18 protein-coding genes are annotated in these 25484 nt (G+C 64.8%); 10 read left to right on the top strand and 8 right to left on the bottom strand.

Annotated elements, in window-relative coordinates:
* Window positions 1–91 precede the first annotated feature (91 nt).
* Window positions 92–1687, top strand: coding sequence for an MBL fold metallo-hydrolase (locus OSH05_RS15985; RefSeq protein ID WP_104219071.1), 1596 nt, complete (start codon window positions 92–94; stop codon window positions 1685–1687).
* Window positions 1688–1691: 4 nt separating this feature from the next.
* Here OSH05_RS15985 and OSH05_RS15980 read toward each other — a convergent pair whose 3' ends face one another.
* The 4 genes from OSH05_RS15980 to OSH05_RS15965 all read right to left on the bottom strand — a co-directional run bounded on the left by OSH05_RS15980 (window position 1692) and on the right by OSH05_RS15965 (window position 7924).
* Complete coding sequence (locus OSH05_RS15980) at window positions 1692–2933, bottom strand: MgtC/SapB family protein (protein WP_266352583.1); 1242 nt, start codon at window positions 2931–2933, stop codon at window positions 1692–1694.
* Between the two features lie 45 nt (window positions 2934–2978).
* Window positions 2979–4802, bottom strand: coding sequence for a heavy metal translocating P-type ATPase (locus tag OSH05_RS15975; protein WP_104219069.1), 1824 nt, complete (start codon window positions 4800–4802; stop codon window positions 2979–2981).
* 105 nt (window positions 4803–4907) lie between these two features.
* The gene (atzF, locus tag OSH05_RS15970) at window positions 4908–6731 is read right to left on the bottom strand and encodes an allophanate hydrolase (protein ID WP_104219068.1); all 1824 of its coding nucleotides are present in this window, start codon (window positions 6729–6731) and stop codon (window positions 4908–4910) included.
* 293 nt (window positions 6732–7024) lie between these two features.
* Complete coding sequence (locus OSH05_RS15965) at window positions 7025–7924, bottom strand: helix-turn-helix transcriptional regulator (protein ID WP_104219067.1); 900 nt, start codon at window positions 7922–7924, stop codon at window positions 7025–7027.
* Window positions 7925–8122: 198 nt separating this feature from the next.
* Between OSH05_RS15965 and melA (OSH05_RS15960) the strand changes: the two genes are divergently transcribed.
* The 6 genes from melA (OSH05_RS15960) to melA (OSH05_RS15935) all read left to right on the top strand — a co-directional run bounded on the left by melA (OSH05_RS15960) (window position 8123) and on the right by melA (OSH05_RS15935) (window position 17170).
* On the top strand, window positions 8123–9616 hold the full coding sequence (gene melA, locus OSH05_RS15960; protein ID WP_104219066.1) for an alpha-glucosidase/alpha-galactosidase: 1494 nt from the start codon (window positions 8123–8125) through the stop codon (window positions 9614–9616).
* A gap of 149 nt (window positions 9617–9765) precedes the next feature.
* Entirely contained in the window at window positions 9766–11853 is a 2088-nt protein-coding gene (locus OSH05_RS15955) for an ABC transporter substrate-binding protein (protein ID WP_104219065.1), read from the top strand.
* A 78-nt stretch (window positions 11854–11931) separates the two neighbouring features.
* Window positions 11932–12942, top strand: coding sequence for an ABC transporter permease (locus OSH05_RS15950; protein ID WP_104219064.1), 1011 nt, complete (start codon window positions 11932–11934; stop codon window positions 12940–12942).
* A 29-nt stretch (window positions 12943–12971) separates the two neighbouring features.
* Window positions 12972–14084, top strand: a complete 1113-nt coding sequence (locus OSH05_RS15945) for an ABC transporter permease (protein ID WP_104219290.1) — start codon at window positions 12972–12974, stop codon at window positions 14082–14084.
* Between the two features lie 10 nt (window positions 14085–14094).
* Entirely contained in the window at window positions 14095–15762 is a 1668-nt protein-coding gene (locus OSH05_RS15940) for an ABC transporter ATP-binding protein (protein ID WP_104219063.1), read from the top strand.
* Window positions 15763–15802: 40 nt separating this feature from the next.
* The gene (melA, locus tag OSH05_RS15935; protein ID WP_104219062.1) at window positions 15803–17170 is read left to right on the top strand and encodes an alpha-glucosidase/alpha-galactosidase; all 1368 of its coding nucleotides are present in this window, start codon (window positions 15803–15805) and stop codon (window positions 17168–17170) included.
* A gap of 68 nt (window positions 17171–17238) precedes the next feature.
* Here melA (OSH05_RS15935) and OSH05_RS15930 read toward each other — a convergent pair whose 3' ends face one another.
* From OSH05_RS15930 to OSH05_RS15915, 4 genes are all read right to left on the bottom strand, one after another.
* Window positions 17239–18324, bottom strand: coding sequence for a Gfo/Idh/MocA family protein (locus OSH05_RS15930; protein ID WP_104219061.1), 1086 nt, complete (start codon window positions 18322–18324; stop codon window positions 17239–17241).
* Between the two features lie 71 nt (window positions 18325–18395).
* A complete protein-coding gene (locus tag OSH05_RS15925; RefSeq protein ID WP_104219060.1) occupies window positions 18396–19556 on the bottom strand; it encodes an ABC transporter substrate-binding protein in 1161 nt (386 codons plus the stop codon).
* Between the two features lie 79 nt (window positions 19557–19635).
* Window positions 19636–20481 (bottom strand): ABC transporter permease, encoded by an 846-nt coding sequence (locus OSH05_RS15920; protein ID WP_266352581.1) that lies wholly within the window; start codon window positions 20479–20481, stop codon window positions 19636–19638.
* Between the two features lie 10 nt (window positions 20482–20491).
* Window positions 20492–21319 (bottom strand): ABC transporter ATP-binding protein, encoded by an 828-nt coding sequence (locus OSH05_RS15915; protein ID WP_104219058.1) that lies wholly within the window; start codon window positions 21317–21319, stop codon window positions 20492–20494.
* Between the two features lie 270 nt (window positions 21320–21589).
* On the opposite strand from OSH05_RS15915, the gene OSH05_RS15910 reads away from it, so the two are divergent.
* From OSH05_RS15910 to OSH05_RS15900, 3 genes are read left to right on the top strand one after another with little or no spacing between them, the layout of a single operon-like run.
* Window positions 21590–22546 (top strand): MurR/RpiR family transcriptional regulator, encoded by a 957-nt coding sequence (locus tag OSH05_RS15910; RefSeq protein WP_104219057.1) that lies wholly within the window; start codon window positions 21590–21592, stop codon window positions 22544–22546.
* A gap of 59 nt (window positions 22547–22605) precedes the next feature.
* The gene (locus tag OSH05_RS15905) at window positions 22606–24384 is read left to right on the top strand and encodes an NAD(P)/FAD-dependent oxidoreductase (RefSeq protein WP_104219056.1); all 1779 of its coding nucleotides are present in this window, start codon (window positions 22606–22608) and stop codon (window positions 24382–24384) included.
* Window positions 24381–25484, top strand: a complete 1104-nt coding sequence (locus tag OSH05_RS15900) for a M20 family metallopeptidase (RefSeq protein ID WP_104219055.1) — start codon at window positions 24381–24383, stop codon at window positions 25482–25484. The genes OSH05_RS15905 and OSH05_RS15900 overlap by 4 nt, the downstream gene beginning before the upstream one ends.

Here is a 25484-nt window from a genome sequence, read left to right as displayed (position 1 = left end):
CAATGGCCGGATCTGCGGCATTCGCCGTCCGAAGCTGATAGGGTCGACCCGTCGCGAGCGTTGCGCTCTCGCCGATTGGAGGTGCCCTTCCATGTCCCTTCGCCTGTCCTTTCTGGGCGCCGCCGGCACGGTCACCGGATCCTGCTACCTGATCGAGGCAGGCAACAGCCGGGTTCTCGTCGATTGCGGCATGTTCCAGGGCTCCAAGACGCTGAAGGCGCTGAATTACAACGCCTTCCCCTTTGATGTCCGCACGCTCGACGCCGTCCTGCTGACCCATGCGCATATCGATCATTCCGGGCTGCTGCCGAAGCTGTTCAAGGCGGGCTATGGCGGGCCGATCCTCGCGACCGAGCCGACCATCGATCTGCTGGGCTGCATGCTGCCGGACAGCGGCCACATCCAGGAGGCCGATGTCGAGCATCTGAACCGTCGCAGCCAGCAACGACGCCAGCCGCTGGTGGAGCCGATCTATACGGCTGCCGACGCCGAGGCGTCGCTGCGGCTGCTGCGCCCGGTCGAGATGAAGATCTGGGTTCCGGTCGCGAAGGGATTGCGGGCGCGCTACTGGAATGCCGGCCACATGCTGGGCTCGACCTCGATCGAGGTCGAATATCGGGGCGAGGACTCAGGCGCGGATCCGGTGCGGCTGCTGTTCTCCGGCGATATCGGTCCCGACCAGAAACTGTTGCAACCTGGCCCGGAGGGCGCGTCGGGCCTCGACTATGTCATCTGTGAATCGACCTATGGCGACCGCGAACGCGGACCCGTGACCGATGACGGACGGCGCGCCAAGCTCCTGGAAAAGGTTCTCAGCGCGCGCCGCCGCGGCGGGCCGCTGCTCATCCCGTCTTTTGCCGTCGAACGGACGCAGGAACTCATCACCGATCTCGCCATCCTGGTGCGCACCGGCCAACTACCGGACGTCCCGACCTTCATCGACTCACCCTTGGCGCGGAAGGTCACCGGCGTGTTCGAGCGTCATGCCGCGATGATGGATCATGCCGAGGATCTGCTGGCCGGCCTCCATTCACCGTGGCTGCGCTTTGCCGAGAGCGTCAACGACAGCAAGGCGATCGGGCGGCTGCGCGGATTCCATATTATCATCGCCGCCAGTGGAATGTGCGACGCGGGCCGTATTCGTCATCATCTGAAGCAATGGCTGTGGCATTCCTCGGCGACGGTTCTGCTCGTCGGCTATCAGGCGGAGGGCACGCTCGGCCGGCTGCTGCAGGACGGCGTCTCTGCCGTGCGCATCCAGGGCGAGGAAGTGCGCGTGCAGGCGGCGATCGAGGCCCTCGACGATTATTCCGGGCATGCTGACAGCGCCGAGCTGCTGCGCTGGATCGCGGCGCGCGGGCCGATCCGCCGGGGACTCTTCTTCGTTCATGGCGAGGCGCCCGCGCTGGAGGCGCTGCGGGCGCGTGCCGCCGCCGCCCATCTCACGAACGACGCAGCCATTGTCCCATCGCTGGATGACGTCTTCGAACTGCAGGGCGACGCACCGGTGCGGGTCTCAACGGCCGCGACGCCGCGCATCGCCGTCAAGGCCGAGATGGGGCGCGACTGGCACAATGAGCGGGCCGAACTCTTCATCGACATCGAGGCGAAGCTCGGGCAGGCCGCTGATGAGCGTGCCAGGGCAGCACTGATCCGGCGATTGCGGCGGGCGCTGGACGAAGGGTAGCCGGCTAGATCGCCAGCACGACCGTTCCGCCAACGAGGATCGCAGCGAGCGATACGGCGCCGAGCCGCAGCGCGAAGCCACCGCGCTCCAGGATCAGCGCATAGACGGCGCGGGCCGTGGCGTTGACGCCGAGCGCGATCAGTATGGCCGTCGCGGCGGTGGCAAGTTCTATGCCGCCTCCAGCCTGGCGCGCGGTCGATAGCGAGATCGCATCGACATCGACGAGGCCGGAAATGGCGGCGAGCGGATAGAGGCCGCTGGCGCCGAAATGTTCGCTGAGCCAGCCGCTGGCAAGCCCGATTGCGCCGAGCAGCGCCGCGAAGCCGAGCACAGGCGTCAGCTCGAACGGATTGCCGAGCTGCATGCCGCTCTCGCCCTTCGGACCGCGACGGAAGATCCAGAGCCCAGCCGGCAGTAGGAACGCCGCGACGGCGGCAAGTGCCGGAGGTGCCAGATAGGGCAGCAGCGCTGGCTGGATCGCTGACGACACGATGAGAACGCGCGAGAGCGAGACAGCCCCGGCGATCGCCGCGCCGGCGGCGAGGATGCCCTTGTCCTCGCCATTCGCGGCACGGCGGGCAAAGGCGACGGTGATCGCGGTCGAGGATACGAGCCCGCCCGTCAGTCCCGTTACCAGAATGCCCTTGGATGGGCCGGCGAGGCGCATGGCGGCGTAGCCGGCATAGGAGAGGCCGGCGACGAGGATGCTGAACATCCAGATCTCGCGCGGATTGAGCGAGCCGCCCGGGCCATAGGCGCGGTCCGGCAGGAGTGGCAGCACGATCAGGGCCATGGCGAGCAGAAGCAGCGTCGAACGTAGTTCGATCCACGTCACCTCGGCGACGAAGCGATGGATCGGCTCGCGGCTGGCGAGAATCGCCGCGGTGACGATTGCGCCGGCCGCGGCCAGCTCCGCGTCGCCGATAATGGCCAACGCCCCGAGCGCGAAGACCAGCATGGCGGCGACGGTCCCCGTCACGCTGAAATCGTCATCGGCCCTGGCCTCGGCGCGCTTGAACCAGGCGAAGACGAGGACATAGGCCGCGAAGCCAGTGCCGATGAGCGTCGGCGATTGCAGCGACCGGCCGAGCGTACCGAACACGCCGCCAAGCAGGCCGCAGAGCATATACGTGCGAATGCCGGCGGTGCGGCTACCGGCCTCGGCCTCGCGTTCGCGCCAACCGCGCTCCAGCCCGACGATCAGGCCGATGGCGAGCGACAGCGCCAGTCGGAAGGCGAGGTCCATGTCCATAGGGTCTTGATACGCCAAAAGGTTCGCGTTGGGAAAAACTCAGCGACCCGCGCCGAGGGCTCGGAGTGCATTGAGGATTACCGCGAGGTCGATCACTTCCTGGAGGAGCGCACCGGCCACCGGCGGCAGATAGCCGAAGGCGGCGGCGATCATGCCGAGAACGGAGAGGCCGATGCCGGCTGCCACGCTCTGCAGCGCGATGCGGCGCGAGCGCGAGGCGATGGAGAGCGCTTCGGCGATGCGGTCGAGGCGATCGACCATGACGATCATGTCGGCCGCCTCGGAGGCCGCGACCGCGCCGCGTGCGCCGAGCGCCACGCCGACATCGGCATAGGCCAGCACCGGCGCGTCGTTGATGCCGTCGCCGACCATCATGGTCGGTCCGGCCTTCTTCTCGGCCATGGCGGCCGCGACCTTGTCCTGCGGCGTCGCATCGGCGATGACGGCCTCGACGCCGAGGCGCTTGCCGATCGCGGCGGCGACATCGGCACGGTCGCCGGTCAGGAGCACGATCCGATCGATGCCGTTTTCGCGCAGCGCGCGAAGCGTGGCCGGCGCTTCCTCGCGCAGGCGGTCGGCGAAGAGAATGCGACCAGCATAGGCGCCGTCGATGGCGACGGAGAGGGAGGTGACGCCGGGCGGCAGCGGCGTGCCGCCATCGGCGCCGGTTCGGCCTTCGGCGAAAGCGCGGCGGCCGATACGCATTTGGTGACCTTCGACCGCGCCCGAGACGCCGTCGCCGGCCTGTTCCTCGACCGACGTCGGTGGAACGAGGGTTATGTCCCGTCCATGCGCCGCATCAACCAGCGCCTCGGAAATCACATGCTGCGACGCCTGCGCCAGCGACGCGGCGAGGCGGACCATCGTGGCGGCGTCCACGCCCGGCTCCGGCTCGATCGCCTCGATCCCGGGATGGCCCTCGGTGACCGTGCCGGTCTTGTCGATCAGCAGCGTCTTCACGCGTGGCAACAGTTCCAGCGTCCGCGCCGTCTTGATCATGATGCCGCGCTTGGCGCAGCGCGACATGCCGGCGACGATCGCAACTGGAACCGCGAGGATGAGCGGGCAGGGGGTGGCGACGACCAGCACGGCCAGCGCCCGGATCGGCTCGCCCGAGATCAGCCAGGCGCCAGCCGCTAGCAGAACCGTCACAGCCAGGAAGCCGAGCGCATAGCGATCGGCGAGGCGGGCCATCGGCGCCTTGGAGTTGCGCGCCTGTTCGACGAGGCGGGCGATCTGCGCATAGGTGCTGTCGCCCGCGCTCTTGGCGACGTCGAGGTCGAAGGGCGCGCCGGCATTGGTAACGCCGCTGAGGACGTCGTCGCCCATCCGGCGGCGCACCGGCATCGGCTCGCCGGTCAGCGCCGATTCATCCAGCAAAGCCTCGCCGGAGCGAATGGTGCCGTCCGCGGGCACGACATCGCCGGCCCGCACCAGGATGCGATCGCCGGGCAGCAAAGCCTCGATGGGCTCGGAGGCCAGCGTTCCGTTTCGATAGACCATGGCGGCACGGGCGACGCGGCCGAGCAGGGCGGTCATCTCCGCCTGCGCCCGGCCCTGCGCATAATCCTCCAGCGCCTGCCCGCCTGCATACATCATGGCGACGACGATGCCGGCGAACGGCTCGCCGCCGACGATCGCCCCGCCCATGGCGAGCGCCGCGATCACGTCGAGGCCGATATCGCCCTTGGCGAGGCTGCGGACGATCGAGACGAGCAGATAGGCGAGCACGGGAACGATGCCGGCGATCCAGATCCAGCCGGCGATGTCGGGACGGCCGACATAGAAGACGGCGACGCCGGCCACCAGCCCCAGCAGCGGTATGGCGGCCAAGGCTAGCGATTGGCGCGACAGGCGGATCATGGCGGACACTTCCTCGCCGTCGATTGGAATAACTCCAACCTAGCGACAGGAAGCGCAGCCAAGGTGATCCACGTCAATCGCGGCCAGCGGACGCCGGGAGCGCCGTCAGGCGTCGGCGGAGCTGTCGATCGGGGCGCTGTCGGTCACATAGGCGCGCCAGCCACCAAGGTCGGTGATGTCCCGCGCGCCCTTCACCGCATAGGGCTCGCACAGAAAGCCGGAGACGGCGCTACCATCGTCGAGCGTGATCTTGCCGACGCCGAGCGGCGCGGGAATCGCGCTGACGAAAACGCCGAAAGCGGCGGGCGGCAGCGCCCAGACCTCCACCTCCAGCCCTCCGCCATGGTAGGCGGGGTCGCGGACGAGGCCGGGCTTTGGCGGCATGGTGCCGGGAAGCGCATAGAGCCGGTAACCCGGCGCTGTGTGGCAGGTCTTCACATGCACGCCGCCGCCATCTGTGAGCTGGTGATTGAGCGGCATGCCGGAAAGATGCGCGCCGACGACCACAATCGGTATCAGATCAGCTTCTGCTGCCTCGACCTTACAGGCCGCCGGCAGCGCGGCGTGGCGGTCGCGGCCCATGCCGAAAGGTTCGGCGCGGTGCAGCCGGTCGCCGAGCGCGGCCAGCGCTGAATCGGCAAAGGCCGGACCGATCAGCGTAACGCCGCCCGGCATGCCGTCCTCGCGGAAGCCGGCCGGAACGGCGATGGCCGAGCAGTCGAGCAGGTTCACGAAATTGGTGTAGCGGCCGAGATTGGAATTGAGCGTCACAGGGTCGGCACGCATCGCGTCGACGGTGTAGATGGTCGGCGCCGTTGGCAGCAGCATCACATCCATCTTCGCCCATTCGCGATCCGTGCGCTGGCGCAGTTCCTCCAGTTCGTACTGGCCGCGGAAAGCGTCGACGGCGGAATATTTTCGCGCGCCTTCGACGATGCCGCGTACGGTCGGGTCCATGTCGTCGGCATGTTCGCCGACGAAGCTCTCGATCGCCGCGAGGCGTTCCGCAACCCAGGGGCCGCCATAAAGCAGCAGGGCGCATTCGCGGAAGGGCGCGTAGTCGATCGCCACCGCCGTGCCGCCGAGGTCTTCCAGCCGGCGGATAGCCTGGTCGTAGAGCCGCTCGACGTCGGTATCGCCGAAGAATTCTCGCTCGGTGCCGGCAAGCACGCCGAAGCGGAAGCTGGCGGGGAGGGGGGCCGGCTGCATCGGCCGCGAATAGGGATCGGCCGGGTCGAAGCCCTCGGCGACCCGACGCACGAGATCGGCATCGCCGACCGTCGTTGCCAGTACGGTGATGCAGTCCAGGCTGCGGCAGGCGGGGACGAGACCGAAGGTGGAGAGCAGGCCGCGCGTCGGCTTGACGCCGACCAGATTGTTGAAAGCCGCCGGAATGCGGCCCGAGCCGGCCGTATCGGTGCCGAGCGCGAAGGCGACCTGGCCCGAGGCCACGGCGACGGCCGAGCCGGACGACGAACCGCCGGAGATGTAGCGGTCGTCGAAGACCGAACGCGGCGCGCCGTAGGGCGAGCGCGTACCATTCAGGCCTGTGGCGAACTGGTCGAGATTGGTCTTGCCGATCAGAAGTGCGCCGGCCGCCTTCAGTCGGGCCACGACATAGGCGTCCTCGTCGACATCATAAGCGAAAGCGGGGCAGGCGGCGGTGGTCGGCAGTCCGGCGCAATCGACGTTGTCCTTGACCGCGAAGGGGATGCCCCAGAGCGGTTTCGCCTCGTCCGGCCGACCGGATTCCATGAGAGCGCGTGCGGCGTCGCGGATGGCGCCGTCGGAAAAGCGGTTGATCCAGACGGCCGTATCCGGCCAGGCGGCCAGGCGGGCGATCACGGCCTCTGCGACATCGAGCGGCGAAAAGGCGCCTGAGCGGTAGCCCGCCTGAAGCGTGGCGATGTCGAGAATGGTCGGAAGCATGTGGGGAACTCCTTCAGTCACGCGGGCGCTCACGCAAAATCGAGGCCACGCCGCCAGGCGAGCGGGAGGGGGCTCATCCGGCGATCGCGACGGGCGGACATTGGGACACGAAGGGATTGCATACAATCCCAATTTCGTGTTTCCCGCCGACTTCTGGGAGACGTGCGACTGTTTGCCTATGCCGAACGAAGCTGCCGTCCGCGCTCGCACCCTGTGGAACCTTTGGGCATCAAACCGTCAATCTGCCGCCTGCGTGGTCATCGCCGCGGGAGAACGATGGACGATAGCGTCGCTCAACCCAGACCCGGTTCCGGCTTGGTCGAGGCATACATGCCGGTGGTCCGGAACTCGGTCGGGCTGGTACCGTAGATCCGGCGGAAGGCTTTGGCGAAATAGTTGGGATCGTCGAAGCCGACGAGAGTCGCCGCGTCCTTGACGGAGATCGCGGCGTCACTGGCCAGCAGCGTCGCCGCCCGGCGCATCCGCTCCTGCGCGACGAATTCGGCCGGCGGGACTCCCTCGTTCTCGGTGAACATGCGCGTGAAATGGGCGCGGCTGAAACCGGCGAAATCGGCAAGGTCGGAGACGTTCAGCGGCTTGTCGAGATTGGCGAGGATGTGCTGGACGATGCGGCGATGGATCGTCTCGTCGCCCTCCGTCGCGGGGTGCGAACCGAAGACGTCGTCGAAGAGCGCCATCGCTGCCTCATAGGCAATCGCCGAGGCGGCACCCGGTGTCTCGCCTTCGCCCTCTATATATCGCAGCGTGCAGCGGGCGAGCCGCTCGATGGTCTCGGGCCGCAGGCGCAGGACCGGTCCCGTGGCGGCGAGGATAGTGCGGTGGATGCGCAGCGCCTCCTGGCCGTACATCGAGATCCAGAAATACTCCCAGCGTCCGCCGGCCTCGACCCAGTAGCGGTGATTGTGCGGAACGATGACGAGCATGGTCTCGCCTGGTTTCACCCGGTATCGCCGCCGTTCGTAGCGCAGGTGTCCGGCCCCGGCGACGGTGTGCTGGAGCACGGTGAAGGCCGTCTGGCCGCGCTTCAATCCGTCCCAGTCATAGGAGTCCGTGCTGATCTCATAGCCGCTGCTGGTCGGCATGGCGTGCAGCCGATGACGCCCACGCGGCAGAGAAAGTGTTTTCATTACAGAGGCATAGCCAGCCAGCCTCTCCAGCACAGAATTACCCATGAAAGCACAAAATCGCTCTGTTCCGCGTCCCTCGCCCCGCCGATAACTAATGCCACGAACGGTCGCGGTTGGCCATGCAAGCCGCGGGCGGGCCAGGAGGATGTCCCGGCCCAAGACCTTCCGGGGAGATCCGGAGCAGACTGGCAGAGGACGCGACGCGTCATGGCCGCTGCTCCGCGAGCGAGGATCGAGGAGCGAATGTCCGGATTGAAGATCGCCATCATCGGCGCGGGAAGCGTCGGGTTCACCAAGAAGCTATTTACCGACATCGTCTGCGTGCCTGAGCTGCGCGATGCCGAGTTCGCTCTCACCGACGTCAGCGAGCACAACCTCTCGATGGTCCGGCAGATCCTCGATCGCATCGTCGAGGCCAACGGCCTGCCGACGCGGATCACCGCGACGACGGAGCGGCGGCGCGCGCTGGAAGGCGCGAATTATGTCATCTCCTGCGTGCGGGTGGGCGGACTGGAGGCCTATGCCGACGACATCCGCATCCCGCTGAAATACGGCGTCGACCAGTGCGTCGGCGACACGATCTGCGCCGGCGGCATCCTCTATGGTCAGCGCAACATCCCGGTCATCCTCGATTTCTGCAAGGACATCCGCGAGGTCGCCGCGCCGGGTGCCAAGTTCCTGAACTATGCCAACCCGATGGCGATGAACACCTGGGCGGCTATCGAATATGGCAAGGTCGACACGATCGGCCTCTGCCATGGCGTGCAGCATGGCGGCGAGCAGATCGCGGCGGTGCTGGGTGCCGGCCCCGGCGAGCTCGATTTCATCTGCTCGGGCATCAACCACCAGACATGGTTCATCGATGTGCGGCTGAAGGGCCGCAAGGTTGGCAAGGATGAGCTGGTTGCCGCCTTCGAGGCCCATCCCGTCTATTCGCAACAGGAGAAGGTGCGCATCGACGTGTTGAAGCGCTTCGGCGTCTATTCGACCGAGTCGAACGGCCATCTCTCGGAATATCTGCCCTGGTATCGCAAGCGTCCCGACGAGATCGAGCGCTGGATCGACATGTCGGACTGGATCCATGGCGAGACGGGCGGCTACCTGCGCTACTCAACGGAATCGCGTAACTGGTTCGAGACGGATTTCCCGCGCTTCCTGGAGGAAGCCGGCAAGCCGTTCGACGCCACCAAGCGCTCCAGCGAGCATGCCAGCCATATTATCGAGGCACTGGAGACGGGCCGGGTCTATCGCGGCCATTTCAACGTCAAGAATGACGGTGTCATCACCAATCTGCCGGCCGACGCGATCATCGAGTCGCCCGGCTTCGTCGATCGCTTCGGCCTCAACATGGCGGCCGGCATCACGTTGCCGGAGGCCTGCGCGGCGACGTGCATTTCGTCGATCAACGTCCAGCGCATGTCGGTTCACGCCGCGATCGACGGCGATCTCGACCTCCTGAAGCTGGCCGTGCTGCATGATCCGCTGGTTGGCGCCATCTGCTCGCCGGACGAGGTCTGGCAGATGGTCGACGAGATGGTCGTCGCCCAGGCGCGCTGGCTGCCGCAATACGCTCACGCCATCGACGGCGCCAGGAGCCGCCTCGCCGAGGGCAAGGTGAAGACACGCGAGTGGCGCGGCGCGGCGCGGCGCGATGTGCGCTCGGTCGATGTTGTTCGGGCCGAGACGGCGAAGAAGCGAGAGCTTGAATTGGACGTGGCGGCACGGCCGTCGCTCTAGTCTGTCTTGAATGCGGCACGGCCATGAGGAAGGCCGCGTCGTTTGGAGACGGATCTCGACGTGGGGATGCAAGAACGTCGGGAGTCCGAAGTGCGGGAAGTCGGGCGAAGCGCAGCGGTCCTGCGTTCGCCGCGATCAAGGGAGGAATGATGAAAACCTACATGATGGCCCTCGGAGGAGCAGGCCTGCTCCTCAGCGTATCCGCCAGCGCGGCGCTCGCCGCGGAGATGGAAAAGCCCACCGTGCCGCCCGATCCGCCGAAATTCGCGGCGCAAGGACAGATTGACTATGTCGGGCGCGGCGACATTCTCGAATTCAAGGCGCTGCCCGCCTATCACGAGCCCGACTGGGTGACGAAGAACTTCGTCGATACCGGCAAGCTGCCGCCCGTCAAGGATCGCCTGCCCAAGGAGCCGATGGTCTACAAGACCGGCAACATGGTCGACGGCGTCGGTGTCTATGGCGACACGATGCGCCATGTCATCGGCGGCCGGCCGGAAGGCTGGAATTACATCGGCGGCCAGTCGCAGGGCTGGGGCGGCATCGATATCGGCATGTCCGAATGCCTGACGCGCACCGGACCTCTGTTCGAGATCAAGGCCGAAGAACTAGAGCCGCTGCCGAACCTTGCCAAGAGCTGGGAATGGTCGGCCGACGGCCACCAATTGACCATGCATCTCGTCGAAGGCGCCAAATGGTCGGACGGCGTTCCGTTCACCTCGGCCGATCTGATGTTCTACTGGAACGACAACGTCAACGACCCGAACGTCACGCCGCTGAACGGTGCCAAGGCGGGCACGTTCGGCGAGGGAACGACGCTCGAGGCCAAGGACGACTACACCGTCGTCTGGACGTTCAAGCAGCCCTTCGCCAAGAACTTCCTCTACCAGATGGCCTATGGCACCTTCTGCCCCGGCCCGGCGCATATTCTGAAGCCGCAGCATCCGAAATATTCGAAGAACACCTACGACCAGTACAAGAACGCCTTCCCGCCGGAATATATGAACATCCCGGTCATGGGCGCCTGGGTGCCGGTCGAGTATCGGGCCGACGACATCATCGTCCTGCGCCGCAATCCCTACTACTGGAAGGTCGACGAGGCCGGCAACCAGCTCCCCTACCTGAATGAGATGCACTACAAGCTCTCGACCTGGGCGGATCGCGATGTGCAGGCGGTGGCGGGATCGGGCGATTTCGCCAATCTCGAACAGCCGGAAAGCTTCGTCGAGGCGCTGAAGCGTTCGGCCAGCCCCGATGCCCCGGCGCGTCTTGAGTTCGGCCCGCGTCTTATCGGCTATTCGCTCTATCCCAACTTCTCGGCCAATGGCTGGGGCGAGCCGGACGAGCGCGGGCAGGCGGTGCGCGAACTCAATCGCAACGAGCACTTCCGCAAGGCGATCACCGAGGCGATCGACCGCCAGCGGCTGGGCGAATCCCTGGTCAAGGGACCGTTCACGACGATCTATCCCGGCGGCATCTATTCCGGCACGGCCTATTACGACAAGGCGTCGACGGCCTATTATCCGTACGACATCGCCAGCGCCAAGGCGGAGCTTGAGGCGGCCGGGCTGAAGGACACCGACGGCGACGGCATCGTCAACTTCCCGGCCGGCACGGCCGGCGGCAAGAATGTCGAGGTCACGCTGCTGGTCAATGGCGACTACCAGACCGACAAGAGCCTTGGCGACGGGCTTGTCGCGATGATGGAGCCGCTCGGCATCCGCGTCATCCTGAACACCGTCGACGGCAAGCAGCGCGATGCGCTGCAGCAAGCCGGCAAGTTCGACTGGATGGTCTACCGCAACCAGGAAGAGCTTTCCTCGGTCGTACAGAAGACGGTCAACCTTGCGCCCGTCGGGCCGAAGACCAGCTGGTTCCATCGCTCTGGCAAAGACGACAAGCTTGATCTGCTGCCGTTTGAGCAACAGCTCGTCGATGTCGTCAACAAATTCATCGCCACGAGCGACAGCAAGGAGCAGCTGGATCTGATGAAGCAGTACCAGAAGATCTACACAGACAATGTCTACGGCATCGGTCTGACGCAGTTCCCTGGCGCGCTCATCATCAATAAGCGCTTCGCCAATATTCCGAAGGGGACGCCGATCAACCTCTTCAACTGGGCGGAGGACAGCATCATCCGCGAGCGGGTGTTTGTCCCGACCGACAAGCAGGGCAATTACGAGCTGCATGCGCAGACATTGCCCGGCGCGCCCGGCTCTGCCGGCCCGGTGAACTAAGACCAGGCGAACCAAACCCGCGCGGGGGGAGTCCTTCCTCCCGCGCGCCCCGACCGAAATGAAGAGGACGATCGGGCCATGTTGCGTTATCTCGGAATGCGAATTCTCTCGGCCATCCCGGTCATGATCGTGCTGAGCATCGTGACCTTCGCCATCATCCAGGCGCCTCCGGGCGACTATGGCGACTACATCCGCTCCCAGCTAATGAACCAGGGCGGCGCTTCCGCCGTCGTTGCCGAAGCCCAGGCCGACGCCTATCGCAAGTCGCACGGCCTCGATAAGCCGATCATCGTCCAGTATTTCAATTGGGTCGGCGGCATCATCACCCGTGGCGATTTCGGCGACAGCTTCTTCTACAACAAGCCCGTCTCGACGGTGGTCGCGGAACGGTTGCCGCGCACGCTGCTGCTGGCGCTGACCTGCCACATATTGGCGTCGCTGATCGGCATCACCTTCGGCATCATCGCGGCGACGCGACAATACAGCTGGATCGATTCGACGCTCGCCTTCGTCTCGTTCCTCGGCACGACGATCCCGCGCTTCCTGATCGCGATCGTCATCGTCTATTTCCTGGCCTTCAAATGGAACGTTCAGGAGATCGGCTCGTTTTTCTCGCCGCAATATGGCGGTGCACCCTGGTCCTGGGCGAAGTTCGTCGATCTCGTGAAGCATATCTGGCCGGTCGTCGCGATCGCGACCTTCGGCGGCCTTGCCTACAATATGCGCGTGATGCGGGCGAACCTGCTCGACACGCTCAACGCCCAATATGTCGAAACGGCGCGGGCCAAGGGGCTCAGGGAATCGGCGGTCATCATGCGCCATGCCGTGCCCAACGCGCTGCATCCGCTGGTCATGTATCAGGGCGTGGTGCTGCCCTACATGCTCACTGGCGAGATTGAGGTCGCCATCGTGTTCTCGCTCGCCACCATCGGTCCGGCCATCGTCGGCTCGATGGCTGTCGGCGACGTCTATGTCACCGCGACCTTCATGATGGTGCTGGCCGCGACGCTGATCGTCGGCAACATCATCGCCGACATGTTGCTCGCCCTGCTCGATCCGCGCGTGCGCCTTGGTGGAGCGATGGCATGACCGATATCGCCGGCAAAGTCCGCCCCGAAATGGAAGCCGCGCCCGTCGTAGTCCAGGCTCGCTTCGCCCATGGCAATGAAGGCTATTTCGCGCTGGTCTGGCGGCGGTTCCGTCGCTCGGTGATCGGCATGATCGGCCTCGTCATGGTCGTCGGGCTGATCCTGATGGCGCTGTTCGCCGACTTCGTCGCTCCGGTCAATCCGAAGGAGAACGGCATCGGCTTCGCCCCGCCGGAGACGGTCAGCTTCCGCGCCGCCGATGGCGCCTTCACCTTCGTGCCGCGCATCTATCCCGTGGTTGAAACCGGCGAGTTCGATCCGGTAACATTCCAGCCGATGACGGGACCGGATTTCGCCAATCCGCATCTTCTCGGCCTGTTCGTGAAGGGTTTCGACTATCGCATCCTCGGCCTGATCCCGGCGAACCGGCATCTTTTCGGCTCGGTCGACGGCCGTTCGGTGCACTTGCTCGGCACCGACAAATTTGGCCGCGACATCCTTTCGCGCGCCATCGTCGGATCGCGCATCTCGTTGATGATCGCGCTCGTCGTGGTGTTCATCACCACGAGCGTCGGCACCTCGATCGGCATCACCTCCGGCTATCTCGGCGGGCGCGTCGATGGCTGGGTGCAGCGCTTCGTCGATCTCGTGCTCGCCTTCCCACAATTGCCGCTGTACCTGGCGCTGACCTCGCTGATTCCGATCACGGCGCCGTCCAACATCTTCCTTGCCTTCGTCATCGCCGTGATGGCGGCGCTCGGCTGGGCGCAGCTGTCGCGCGAGGTGCGCGGCAAGACGCTGGCGCTGGCGCGCGTCGAATATGTGCGGGCGGCGATGGCTGTCGGCGCCGGCGACGGGCGCATCATCTTCCGCCATATCCTGCCGAATGTACTCTCCCATGTCATCGTGTCGGTCACGCTCGCCATTCCGGCGATCGTGCTGCTCGAATCTTTCCTCGGTTTCCTCGGCTTCGCGGTGAAGCCGCCGCTGATCTCCTGGGGCCTGATGCTTCAGGATACCGGCTCCTTCTCCGTCATCGGCTCCTATCCCTGGATCCTTTCCCCTGTCGGCTTCGTGCTGCTCACCGTCTTCGCGTTCAACGCGCTCGGCGATGGTCTGCGCGACGCGATCGACCCCTATTGAGGCGCCGGCCATGAGCGAGACCGCCAATCCCTTCGCGCCGACCGAACGCTACGACCTGAACCAGCACGGCCGCCGGCTGATGCTCGATGCCCGCGGCGTCGCCGTCAATTTCAGGGTCGAGGGCGGCACGGTAGAGGCGGTGAAGGACGTCTCCTTCCAGCTCCATCGCGGCGAGACGATCGCCATCGTCGGCGAATCCGGCTCCGGCAAGTCGGTGACGGCGCGCACGCTCATGGGGCTGCTCTCGAAACGTGCCACGATCGCGAAGGGCGCGCGCATCGAATTCGAGGGCAAGAACATCCTCGAATTCAGCGAGGCGCAGATGCGGAACCTGCGGGGAAATCGGTTCTCGATGATCTTCCAGGAGCCGATGAGCTCGCTGAACCCGGTCTATTCGATCGGGAAGCAGATCACCGAGGTCATCCATCTCCACAACAAGGTCAGCCGCGTCGAGGCGATCAAGCGGGCGCGCGACCTGCTGGAGGAAGTGCAGATCCCGGAGCCGGACGCGCGTTTGCGCCAGTTCCCGCACCAGTTATCCGGCGGCCAGCGCCAGCGAGTCATGATCGCCATGGCGCTCGCCAACCAGCCCGACGTGCTGATCGCCGACGAGCCGACGACGGCGCTCGACGTCACCGTGCAGGCGCAGATCCTGAACCTGATCAAGGACCTGCAAGCCCGCCACGGCATGGCGGTGATCCTGATCACGCATGATCTGACGATCGTCCGACAGTTCTCCGATTACGTTTATGTCATGCAGTCCGGCGAGGTGAAGGAGCACAATACCACCGAGTCGCTGTTCGCCGATCCCCGCCACAGCTATACGCGCCATCTGTTGGCGTCCGAGCCGAAGGGCATCGCCAATCCGCTGCCCGTGAATACGCCGGTGATCCTGGAGGGCAAGAATGTCCGCGTCGCCTTCACGCTGAAGCGCGGCGGCATGTTCAAGCCCGACTATTTCAACTTGGTCGCCGTCGACGGGCTCAGCTTGGATCTGCGCAAGCACGAGACGCTCGGCCTCGTCGGCGAGAGCGGCTCTGGCAAGACGACCTTCGGCCAGGCGCTGATCCGTCTGCTCTCCATGCAGAGCGGCGAGGTGATCTTCGACGGCGAGCGCATCGACCAGAAGACGCGCCAGGAGATGCGGCCGCTGCGCTCGCGCATGCAGATCGTGTTCCAGGACCCGTTGGCCTCGCTCAATCCGCGCATGTCGATCGGCCAGATCATCGAGGAAGGGCTGATCGTCAATTCGATCGGCGACGGCCGCAAGGATCGGCTCGAACGGGTCAAGCAGGCGCTGCGCGATTCCGGCATGCCCGACACGATCCTGTCGCGCTTTCCGCATGAATTCTCCGGCGGCCAGCGCCAGCGCATCGCCATCGCCCGCGCCATCGCTCTGGAGCCGGAATTCATCCTGCTCGACGAGCCGACCTCGGCGCTCGACCTTTCGGTTCAGGCCCAGATCATCGATCTGCTGCGCAAGCTGCAGGACGAGAAAGGCCTCTCCTATCTGTTCATCTCGCATGATCTGAAGGTCGTGCGCGCGCTCTGTCACCGCGTGATGGTGATGCAGCACGGCAGAATCGTCGAGGAGGGTCCCGTCGCCGAGGTCCTCACGCGTCCCAAGAACGACTACACCGCTCGCCTCGTGCGGGCCGCCTTTGAAATCGCCGCCTGATCCTCCCGGCCCGGCGGCCGTAACGCTCGGAGACTTGTCCATGTCCAAACCCAAGATCACCTTTATCGGCGCCGGTTCGTCGGTCTTCATGAAGAACATCGTCGGTGACATCCTGCAGCGTCCGGCGCTGGGAGAGGCCACCATCGCGCTCATGGACATCAACCCCGAGCGGCTGGAGATGAGCGCCGTCATCGCCAACAAACTGATCTCGACGCTGGGCGTGGGTGCCAAGGTCGAAACCTATGGCAACCAGAGGCAAGCGCTGGAAGGAGCGGATTTCGTCGTCGTCTGCTTCCAGATCGGCGGCTATGAGCCAGCGACGGTCACCGATTTCGAGGTGCCGAAGAAATACGGCCTCCGCCACACGATCGCCGATACGCTCGGCGTCGGCGGCATCATGCGCGGCCTCAGGACCGTGCCGCATCTCTGGAAGATCTGCGAGGACATTCTCGCCGTCTGCCCGAACGCGATCATGCTGCAATATGTGAACCCGATGGCGATCAACACCTGGGCGATCACCGCGAAGTTCCCGACCATCCGTCAGGTGGGCCTGTGCCATTCCGTGCAGGGCACCGCTCTTGAGTTGGCTCACGATCTCGATATTCCCTATGACGAGATCCGCTACCGCGCCGCCGGCATCAACCACATGGCGTTCTATCTATCCTTCGAGCACCGGCAGCCCGACGGCTCCTATCGCGATCTCTATCCTGATCTCCTGCGTGCCTATCGCGAGGGCAGGGCGCCGAAGCCGACTTGGAATCCGCGCTGCCCCAACAAGGTGCGCTACGAGATGCTGACGCGGCTTGGCTATTTCGTCACCGAGAGCTCGGAGCATTTCGCCGAATACACGCCTTATTTCATCAAGGAAGGGCGCGAGGATCTGATCGAGAAATTCGGCATTCCGCTCGACGAATATCCCAAGCGCTGCGTCGAGCAGATCGCGCGCTGGCAGCAGACGGCGGACGATTACCGCAAGGCCAATACGATCGAGGTCAAGGCGAGCCACGAATACGCCTCGTCGATCGTCAATTCGGTCTGGACCGGCGAGCCCTCGGTCATCTACGGCAACGTTCGCAACAGTGGCCTGATCACGTCGCTGCCGGAGGGATGCGCCGTCGAGGTGCCGTGCCTCGTCGACGCGTCAGGCATCCAGCCGACCCATATCGGCGCGCTGCCGCCGCAATTGACGGGCCTGATGCGTACCAACATCAACGTCCAGGAACTGACCGTCTCGGCGCTGCTCAACGAAAACCGGGATCACATCTATCACGCGGCCATGCTCGATCCGCACACGGCGGCCGAACTCGACCTCGACCAGATTTGGAATCTCGTCGACGACCTCATCGCCGCGCATGGCGACTGGCTGCCGGCCTGGGCCCGCGGCGCGAAGCGCCAGGCGGCCGCCTGAGGCGGGCAGCCCGGACGGCCCCGGTCATCCTCCCGGACCGGGGTCGCCCGTGGCGTTGGGGGCTGTTCTTACGCGAGGTCGATCGAGCGCTGTTCCTTGATGCTCTGCTCGGCGGCAAGCACGATGCGCAGGCTGTTCACGGCCGCATCCATCGATTCCGAGAGGTCCAGATCCTCCTGGATCGCCTGCAGGAAGAAGGCCTGCTCGCGGTCGCAGAGCTCTTGGTGCCCCGGCTCGTCGGTCATTGAGAAGGTCTCGTCCTTGCGGATGAAGTTCTTGTCGGGGCCCACCTCGGCATGGTGGTACCGGATCGCGTCCGTCTTCGTGTGGCGGTCGATATCCGCAGAATCCGAGACGTCGGTCAGCGGGTCCTTGTCCTTCGAATGATCCGCGACGATCGAGACAGCGCCCTTGGGACCGACGACGTCCTTCACGAAGAAGGCTTCCTCGCTCATCATCGGACCCCAGCCGGCTTCGTACCAGCCGACTGAGCCGTCATCGAAGGTGACGTGGAGATGGCCGTAATTCTGCTGCGCCGCGTCGGCCCAGAGCTTGGCGCCAATGCCGTGGACCCGCACCGGCTTGGCGCCGGTGAGCTGGCACATGACGTCGACATAGTGGACGCCGCAATCGACGATCGGGATCAGCGAGTCGATCAGGTTCTTGTGCCAGGTCCAGGCGGGACCGTTGCTCTGCTGGTTGAGATTGAGCCGCATGACCAGCGGCTTGCCGAGCGTCTGACCAAGTTCGATGAACTTGATCCAGGATGGGTGGACGCGGAGGATATAACCGAGCACCAGCTTGCGGTTCTTCGCCCGTGCCACGGCGACGACCGCCTCGGCATCGGCGATATTGGTCGCGATCGGCTTTTCCATGAAGACATGGGCGCCGGCATTCATCGCCTTGATCGCATATTCCGCGTGGGTGTCCGGGTAGGAGTTGATCGAGACCGCATCCGGCTTGGTCGCCGCTAAGGCCTCGTCGAAATCCTCGAACAGCGGATAGCCGGTGAGTTCCGCCGGGATCGACCGGCTCTTCATGGTCGGGCTCATCAGGCCGACGATCTCGAAGCCGGGATTGCGATGATAGGCGCTCGCATGCGAGGCGCCCATATTGCCGAGGCCGACGACGAGAACTTTCACGGGTGCAGGCATTCATTCCTCCCTTCAACATAGGATCGCGAGCGGCGCGAACGCCGCTCGCCCCGGACTCTTCGGGAGCCGCGTTACTTGATCGCCTGGTCGAACATGGTCGACTTGATCTTCTCGACGTCGACCTTCTGGAAGGCGTCGGTCAGCTTGTAGCCATCGGCGTCGGCCTGGACCTTGGCGGCGTCATAGCTGTTGGCGGGCTTGATCAGCTCGTTGGTGCAGACATCCTCGGCCTTCACCTCGGTCTTGATCTGGCCGAGCTTGTAGACGACGTTGAAAAAATCCTGCCAGCTCGACATGTCGTGCCAGCCCCAGCCGCCGCGCTTCGCCATGTCGCCGCGGAAGACGTTGATCTGCTCGAGGATCGACGAGGTGCCGAGTTCGGGGCCGAGATTGGTGGCCAGCGTCGGGAACTGCTCGAACACCGCCTCGACCGCGGCGCGCGGATTCAGATAGCCGAACTGCAGGCCCATTGCCCATCCCTTGAGATACTTCTCCAGGTACGCCTTCTTGTCCGGATCCTCGAGATCTGCGGCGCGGACGACGAACGTATTGGCCGGGAGTTTGGAGTGCTGGACGCCGAGCCAATATTCGAAGTCGAGGCCCTTTGCGATCCACTCGGCGCGAAGCCCTTCCCAGGAAAGCGCGGCATCGCCCTGTCCCGCCTGCAGTGCTGTCGCCCAGGTAGGCCAGCCGGCCTCGACATATTTAACCTTCGTGACGTCGACGCCCTGAGCGAACAGCATCGGGTCGACGATCGACTGCCAGGCGGCCGAACCGAGCAGGATGGTCTTGCCTTCGAGCTTCTTCAGATCGTTCGAGCCTTCGCCCTTGCGGAAGGCGATGGAGAAGGTGTCGAGCGCGCCCATGTGGAACACGGACTTCAGCTTCATCCCGTTCTGCAGCGCGAAGGAGAAGACGCCCGGAGAGGGGAAGCCCATATCGGCCTGGCCGACATCGACGAATTTCACGGTCGCCGTGCCGTCGGACGGGCCGGGCTGCATCTCGACGTCGAGGCCTTCGAAATAGCCCTGCTTCTTGCCGGCCCAGAACGGGAAGTCGTCGAGGACTTCCAGCGTGCCGCGTGGCGAGATCCAGGTGAACGCCTTGTCATAGGGCGCGGCCGAAGCCCGGCCCGCGAAACCGCCAAGCGCAGACACGGTGATGACACCGGTGGCGGAAACCTGAAGGAAGGTCCTGCGGCTCATGCCGCCGGTCGTCGGTCGCTTCATCATGGCAGTTACCCCTCTGATTGTCGTTCTTGCGTTCAGCCGGACTGGTTGGATGTCCGGAAGTCCCTGTTTTTTCGTGACGTTATGCTTCCCAGCTCGCCCACTTCTTCCCGATCCAGAAGAAGAGGACGTAGATGAGAATTCCGAGGATCGAGAGGATCAGCACCACGGCGAAGAACTGCGGCATCTGGATCATCGAGGAATAGGATGTCAGCCGGTTGCCGAGGCCGAAACCGCCGCCAACCATTTCTGCGCCGACAGCGGTGAGCAGGCCGAAGATCGATCCGATCATCAAGCCGACCAGGATCATCGGCAGCGCCATCGGGGCGCGGATCTTCCAGAAGATCTGCAATGTCGAGGCGCCATAGGAGCGGGCCAGCGCGATCTTGCCGCGATCGACCCGGCGAAAACCGGTAGCGGCATTGATCATCACCATCGGCCCGGCGGCCAACGCCACCGCGATGATGCGGGGCGTGTAGCCGAAGCCGAAGCGCAGGATCAAAAGCGGCACCAGCGCCAGCATCGGCGTCGTCACCAGCAGCAGGATGTAGGGCGTCACCACTTTCTCGACGAAGGGGAACTGCGTGATCACCGCCGCCATGACCAGACCGACCGTGGCACCGATCGCGAAGCCGGCGAAGAGTTCGACCAGCGTGTAGCCCAGATGCGGCAGGATCAGGTGAATGTCGGTGTAGAAGGCAACGGCCACAGCGCTCGGCGTCGGCAGCACATAGGGCGGAACCTTGAAGGCGCGGATCAGGAACTCGGCGCCGCCGATCACGATCACGGCGACAAGGACAATCGCGAGAACTTCCCGGGCGGACTTGATGCCGGGACCGCTGGAAAAGGCGGAGAGATTGGTGAGCCCGACCTCGGAACCGTCGCCCGATTTTGCGGATTTGAACTCGGGGATAGCGTCTTCGCTCACGCTCGGGCCCTCAGCTTGTCGGTTCGGAAATAGCGAGAGACGATGCCCGCGCGGCATAGCGGCTCTTCTGCTCGCCGACGATCTCGCGCTTGATCGCGTTGGTCAGGTCGAACACCTCCTTCGTTTCCATGATCTCCATCGAGCGCGGCCTCGGGAACGGCACCTCATAGATATTGGCTACGCGGCCGGGGCGCGGCGACAGCACCACGACGCGGTCCGAAAGGAAGATCGCCTCCTCGATCGAATGGGTGATGAGCACGATCGTTGTCGGCGTATCGAGCCAGATTTCCTCGACGAGATGGTTCATCTCCTCGCGGGTGAAGCTATCGAGCGCGCCGAAGGGTTCGTCCATCAGCAGCACGGAGGGCTTGAACGAGAGGGCGCGGACCAGCGCGGCGCGCTGCTGCATGCCACCGGAAAGTTCGCGCGGAAAGCGCCCGCCGAACCCGTCTAGTCCGACGCGGGCGACGAGGCTCGCGATCCATTCGCGGTCCGGTTTCTCACCCTTGATCTCGAAGGGGAAATGGATGTTGGAATCGAGATTGCGCCAGGGCAGCAGATTGGCTTCCTGGAACACCATGCCGATCGAAGGGCTCGGCCCGGTGATCGGCTTGCCGTCCAGCAGCACGTCGCCACCGGTCAGGCCATGCAGTCCCGACATGGACCAGAGCAAAGTGGTCTTGCCGCAACCGGAGGGGCCGACGATCGAAACGATTTCGCCGGGCATGACGTCGAGCGAGCAGCGATCGAGCGCGATCAGGTCGCCGGACCGTGTTTCATAGACCTTGGTCGCGCCGCGCACGCGCAGCTTCGGCATGGCCGGACTTGGTCCTGTCATGGCACCCCCACATTCCCTGGCCCGCCATTTTTCCGGCGGAACGCGCTCGTTATAACGTCGCGTAGGCTAAATCTGTGAGTAACCTACATCGCAAGTCAAGAGGCGGCGACGACATTCGGGGCATCCATCGATCTTGCTGATTTTTTGAGCGAATTGACGCTTGCGGGGTTTGTAAGTTTCCGACATCCTGCCATCCATAACGGCAGAAAATGCCGATTTTGTCGCCTTGGCCGGCTCCATAATCCCGGCGGGGAGGGGCAGGGGACGACGATGGAATCCAGGTCCGATCCTTCCGAGGAAGGCAAGCGCCGGCGTAGGTCCGGCCGGGGTGTCGCCGCTCCGTCGAAGCCGATCCCGGACATCCTTTCCCGCGTCAAGGATCGTTACAACGACCTTCGCCCGGCCGAGCGCCGCGTCGCCGATACGGTGCTCGCCGATGTCGGTTTCTGCGTCGACGCTTCGAATGCCGACATTGCCCGGCAGGCCGGCGTCAGCGAGCCGACCGTTACCCGCTTCTGCCGCGCAATCGGCTGCGAGGGCGTACGCGATTTCAAGGTGAAGCTGGCGCAGAGCGTCGTCGTCGGCCAGCTCTATCTCCAGACGGGTCCGCGCCCGTTGCCGGCGGAGAATGGTTCGCCGCTTTGGAACGTCGTCTTCGGCGAGGCCCGGAACGCGCTGGATGCGGTCGAGCGGCAGCTCGATCCGGCACTCGTCGTCGGCGCGGCCGAAATGATTGCCGCCGCGCATCAGGTCGCCGTCTTCGGACTTGGCGGTAGCTCGACGTCGCTCGCGAGTGAAACGCAAAACCGCCTGTTCCGGTATGGCGTCGTCGTTTCGGCCCAATCCGATCCCTATGCAATGCTGATGATGGCCTCAACGCTGAAGCCGAATGACGTGGTGATCGCGATTTCCGCCACCGGCCGCACGCGCGAACTCGTTGAGGCGGTGGAGCTTGCAAGGCATTACGGCGCCCACGTCATTGCCATCACGGCGCCGGACACGGATCTCACCCGCGCCTGCGATATTGCGCTCACCGCCGAGGTGCCGGAATATCCCGATGCGCTGAAGCCCACCGCCTCGCGATTTGCCTTCCTGGCGATCATCGACCTCGTCTCGGTCGCGGTCGGCTACCGGCTCGACCCGTCGGCACGCGAGACGCTGCGGCGGATCAAGTACAACGTGCTCAACCATCGCAAGGGCCGCGTTCTTGAGCCGCTTGGCGACTGAGAGCCGGCTTATCATTTCAGGCGGCGCTTCCCCGCCGGCCACGCATTGAGGAAAGACGCATGCACGACACGGCTCCGGAAACCGATGCGGCGAGCTGGATGGCTGCGCTCGCCGGCGCCCTCGACCGAATAGACATCGACGCGGCGCTCGCCCTGTTCGGCGAGGATTGCTACTGGCGCGACTTCGTCGCCTTCAGCTGGAACGTGAAGACCTTCGAGGGCAAGGCGGCGATCCGCGACTTCCTGGCTGCGACGCTGCCAGGGACCGAACCATCTGCATGGAAGGTAACCCGCGCCGATCGCAAGCCCTCCGGCATGGTGGAGGCCTGGTTCACCTTCGAGACGAAGACCGGACGCGGGGAGGGCATCTTCCGCCTCGAAGGCGGCAAGGGCCGCACGATCCTGACGACGCTGACCGAGCTCAAGGGCTTCGAGGAGCCGATCGGCGCGCGGAGGCCGAAGGGCGTGCGCCACGGCGCCGACCGGAGCCGCGAGACCTGGACGGAGAAGCGCGCCCGCGAGGAAGCGGAGCTCGGCGCCGGCGTCCAGCCCTATTGCCTCGTCATCGGCGGTGGGCAGGGCGGCATCATGATCGGCGCGCGGCTGAAGATGCTCGGCGTGCCGACCATCATCGTCGAGAAGAACCCGAAGGCCGGCGATAGCTGGCGCAACCGCTACCGCTCGCTCGTGCTGCACGACCCGGTCTGGTACGATCACCTGCCCTATATGCCATTTCCCGAGAACTGGCCGATCTTCACGCCCAAGGACAAGATGGGCGACTGGCTGGAATTCTATGTGAACGCGATGGAGCTGACCTATTGGGGCTCCACCGAGGCGCAGAAGGCGGTGTACGACCCCGAGGCCAAGCGCTGGACCGTCGAGCTGATCCGCGATGGCATGAAGGTGACGCTCCACCCCGCGCAACTCGTCTTCGCGACCGGGGCCTATGGCCCGCCGAAGCGCCTGAGCCTTGCTGGCGCTGAGGATTTCGGCGGCGAGCTGATCCATTCGAGCGAGTATTCGGAAGCTGCGAAATATGCGGGAAAACGCGCCGTCGTGATCGGTGCCGCCAGTTCAGCCCATGACGTCGCTGTCGATCTCTGGGAGGCCGGCGTCGACGTGACCATGGTGCAGCGCTCGCCGACGACGGTCGTGCGCTCGCAGACGCTGACGGATTTTGCCTTCGACATCTATTCGCAGGAAGCCGCCGATAGCGGCCTCTCCGTCGACAAGGCCGATCTCCTCGCCATGGCGACGCCCTTCGCCCTCCAGCCGGCCGCGCAGCGCGCGCTCTATGACAAGATCCGTGCCTATGACGCCGAGTTCTACGCAAAACTCGCCGCGACTGGATTCCTGCTCGATTTCGGCGAGGACGAGACCGGGCTGATGATGAAGGCCTATCGCACCGGCTCGGGCTACTATGTCGATGTCGGCGCTTCGCAGCTCATCATCGACGGCGAGATCAAGGTGAAGAGCGGCGTTGCCATCGAGGGGCTGACGCCTACGGGCATCCGCTTCGCCGACGGAACCGAGATCGACGCCGACGTGATCATCCAATCGACGGGCTTCCAGTCGATGCATGAGGTGGTAGCCAGGATCGTCAACCGCGACATTGCCGACCGCATCGGCACCTGCTGGGGCCTCGGCTCGGGCACGCGCGGCGATCCGGGGCCGTGGCATGGCGAGCCGCGCAACATGTACAAGCCGACCGTTCAGGAAGCGCTCTGGTTCCAGGGCGGCAATCTGGCACTGCAGCGCTATTTCTCGAAGTTCCTGGCGCTGCAGATCAAGGCGCGGATGGAAGGCATCCCGACGCCGGTCCATGGAGCGCCGCTTTGATCGATCCCGTCCTTCTCACGCGCGATCTCGTCCGCATCGACACGCGCAATCCGCCGGGCCATGAGGCCGCTGCGACGACGCTTCTCGCCGACACTCTCAGCGATGCCGGCTTTTCCGTCCGCGTCCAAAGTTTCGGCGAGGGGCGAACCAATCTGGTGGCCCGCATCGGCGACGAGGGGCCGGCCACGCTCTTCACCGGCCATGTCGACACGGTGCCGCTCGGAACGGTGGACTGGAGCGTCGATCCCTTCGGCGGCGAAATCCGGGACGGGCGCATCTATGGCCGCGGCACGACAGATATGAAGGCCGGCGTCGCGGCGATGGTAGCGGCGGCGATCGCCGAAGCGGATCGCATTCGGGAGCGCGGCGCGCTCGTCCTGGCCTTCACCGGCGGCGAGGAGACGGGTTCGGAGGGTGCGCAGTATCTGGTGGCCGAAGGGAAGCTTGGCGAAATCAGCGCGATCGTTGTCGGCGAACCCACCGCGAACCGTTTCCTCGCCGGCCACAAGGGCGCGCTCTGGCTGCGCTGCGGCTGTCGCGGCGTCACAGCCCATGGTTCGACGCCACATCTGGGCGACAACGCCATCTACAAGGCAGCGCGCAGCGTGCTTCGGCTGGAGACATTCGATTTCGGGATCGACGACCATCCGATCATGGGCAAGCCGACGCTGAATATCGGCACGATATCCGGCGGTCAGAACATCAACTCCGTGCCGGACCGTGCCGAATTCACCGTCGATATCCGCTCGATCCCCGGCTTGGTCCATGAGAGCGTGCGCGGCGAGGTTCAGGCGAAGGCGGGCGCGGAGACGGCGATCGAGACGATCATTGATCTGCCTTCGGTCTGGTCCGATCCGGCTGGGGCCATCATGGCGAAGATGGCGGCCGCCGTCTCGTCGGCTACCGGCCGGCCAACTGAGGCCGCGAGCGCCAATTACTTCACGGATGCCTCCGTCTTCACCCCGGCCCTCGGATTCCCGCCGACATTGATTTGCGGGCCGGGCGATCCGGATATGGCGCACAAGACCGATGAATATTGCGAGACGGTCAGGATCGCCGAGAGCGTCGCGATCTACCGGACGATCCTCGCCGGGCTCTGA

It is taken from the genome of Kaistia algarum, assembly GCF_026343945.1.
Taxonomy (GTDB): Bacteria; Pseudomonadota; Alphaproteobacteria; order Rhizobiales; family Kaistiaceae; genus Kaistia; species Kaistia algarum.
The sequence above is the reverse complement of the archived record's forward strand: the minus strand, read 5'-3'. Positions and strand labels throughout refer to the sequence as shown.

Excerpts from the sequence above, each read along its gene's own strand:
- OSH05_RS15985 (WP_104219071.1), top strand. The coding sequence starts at position 92 with ATGTCCCTTCGCCTGTCCTTTCTGGGCGCCGCCGGCACGGTCACCGGA.
- OSH05_RS15980 (WP_266352583.1), bottom strand. The coding sequence starts at position 2,933 with ATGGACCTCGCCTTCCGACTGGCGCTGTCGCTCGCCATCGGCCTGATC.
- OSH05_RS15975 (WP_104219069.1), bottom strand. The coding sequence starts at position 4,802 with ATGATCCGCCTGTCGCGCCAATCGCTAGCCTTGGCCGCCATACCGCTG.
- atzF (WP_104219068.1), bottom strand. The coding sequence starts at position 6,731 with ATGCTTCCGACCATTCTCGACATCGCCACGCTTCAGGCGGGCTACCGC.
- OSH05_RS15965 (WP_104219067.1), bottom strand. The coding sequence starts at position 7,924 with ATGGGTAATTCTGTGCTGGAGAGGCTGGCTGGCTATGCCTCTGTAATG.
- melA (WP_104219066.1), top strand. The coding sequence starts at position 8,123 with ATGTCCGGATTGAAGATCGCCATCATCGGCGCGGGAAGCGTCGGGTTC.
- OSH05_RS15955 (WP_104219065.1), top strand. The coding sequence starts at position 9,766 with ATGAAAACCTACATGATGGCCCTCGGAGGAGCAGGCCTGCTCCTCAGC.
- OSH05_RS15950 (WP_104219064.1), top strand. The coding sequence starts at position 11,932 with ATGTTGCGTTATCTCGGAATGCGAATTCTCTCGGCCATCCCGGTCATG.
- OSH05_RS15945 (WP_104219290.1), top strand. The coding sequence starts at position 12,972 with ATGGAAGCCGCGCCCGTCGTAGTCCAGGCTCGCTTCGCCCATGGCAAT.
- OSH05_RS15940 (WP_104219063.1), top strand. The coding sequence starts at position 14,095 with ATGAGCGAGACCGCCAATCCCTTCGCGCCGACCGAACGCTACGACCTG.
- melA (WP_104219062.1), top strand. The coding sequence starts at position 15,803 with ATGTCCAAACCCAAGATCACCTTTATCGGCGCCGGTTCGTCGGTCTTC.
- OSH05_RS15930 (WP_104219061.1), bottom strand. The coding sequence starts at position 18,324 with ATGCCTGCACCCGTGAAAGTTCTCGTCGTCGGCCTCGGCAATATGGGC.
- OSH05_RS15925 (WP_104219060.1), bottom strand. The coding sequence starts at position 19,556 with ATGATGAAGCGACCGACGACCGGCGGCATGAGCCGCAGGACCTTCCTT.
- OSH05_RS15915 (WP_104219058.1), bottom strand. The coding sequence starts at position 21,319 with ATGACAGGACCAAGTCCGGCCATGCCGAAGCTGCGCGTGCGCGGCGCG.
- OSH05_RS15910 (WP_104219057.1), top strand. The coding sequence starts at position 21,590 with ATGGAATCCAGGTCCGATCCTTCCGAGGAAGGCAAGCGCCGGCGTAGG.
- OSH05_RS15905 (WP_104219056.1), top strand. The coding sequence starts at position 22,606 with ATGCACGACACGGCTCCGGAAACCGATGCGGCGAGCTGGATGGCTGCG.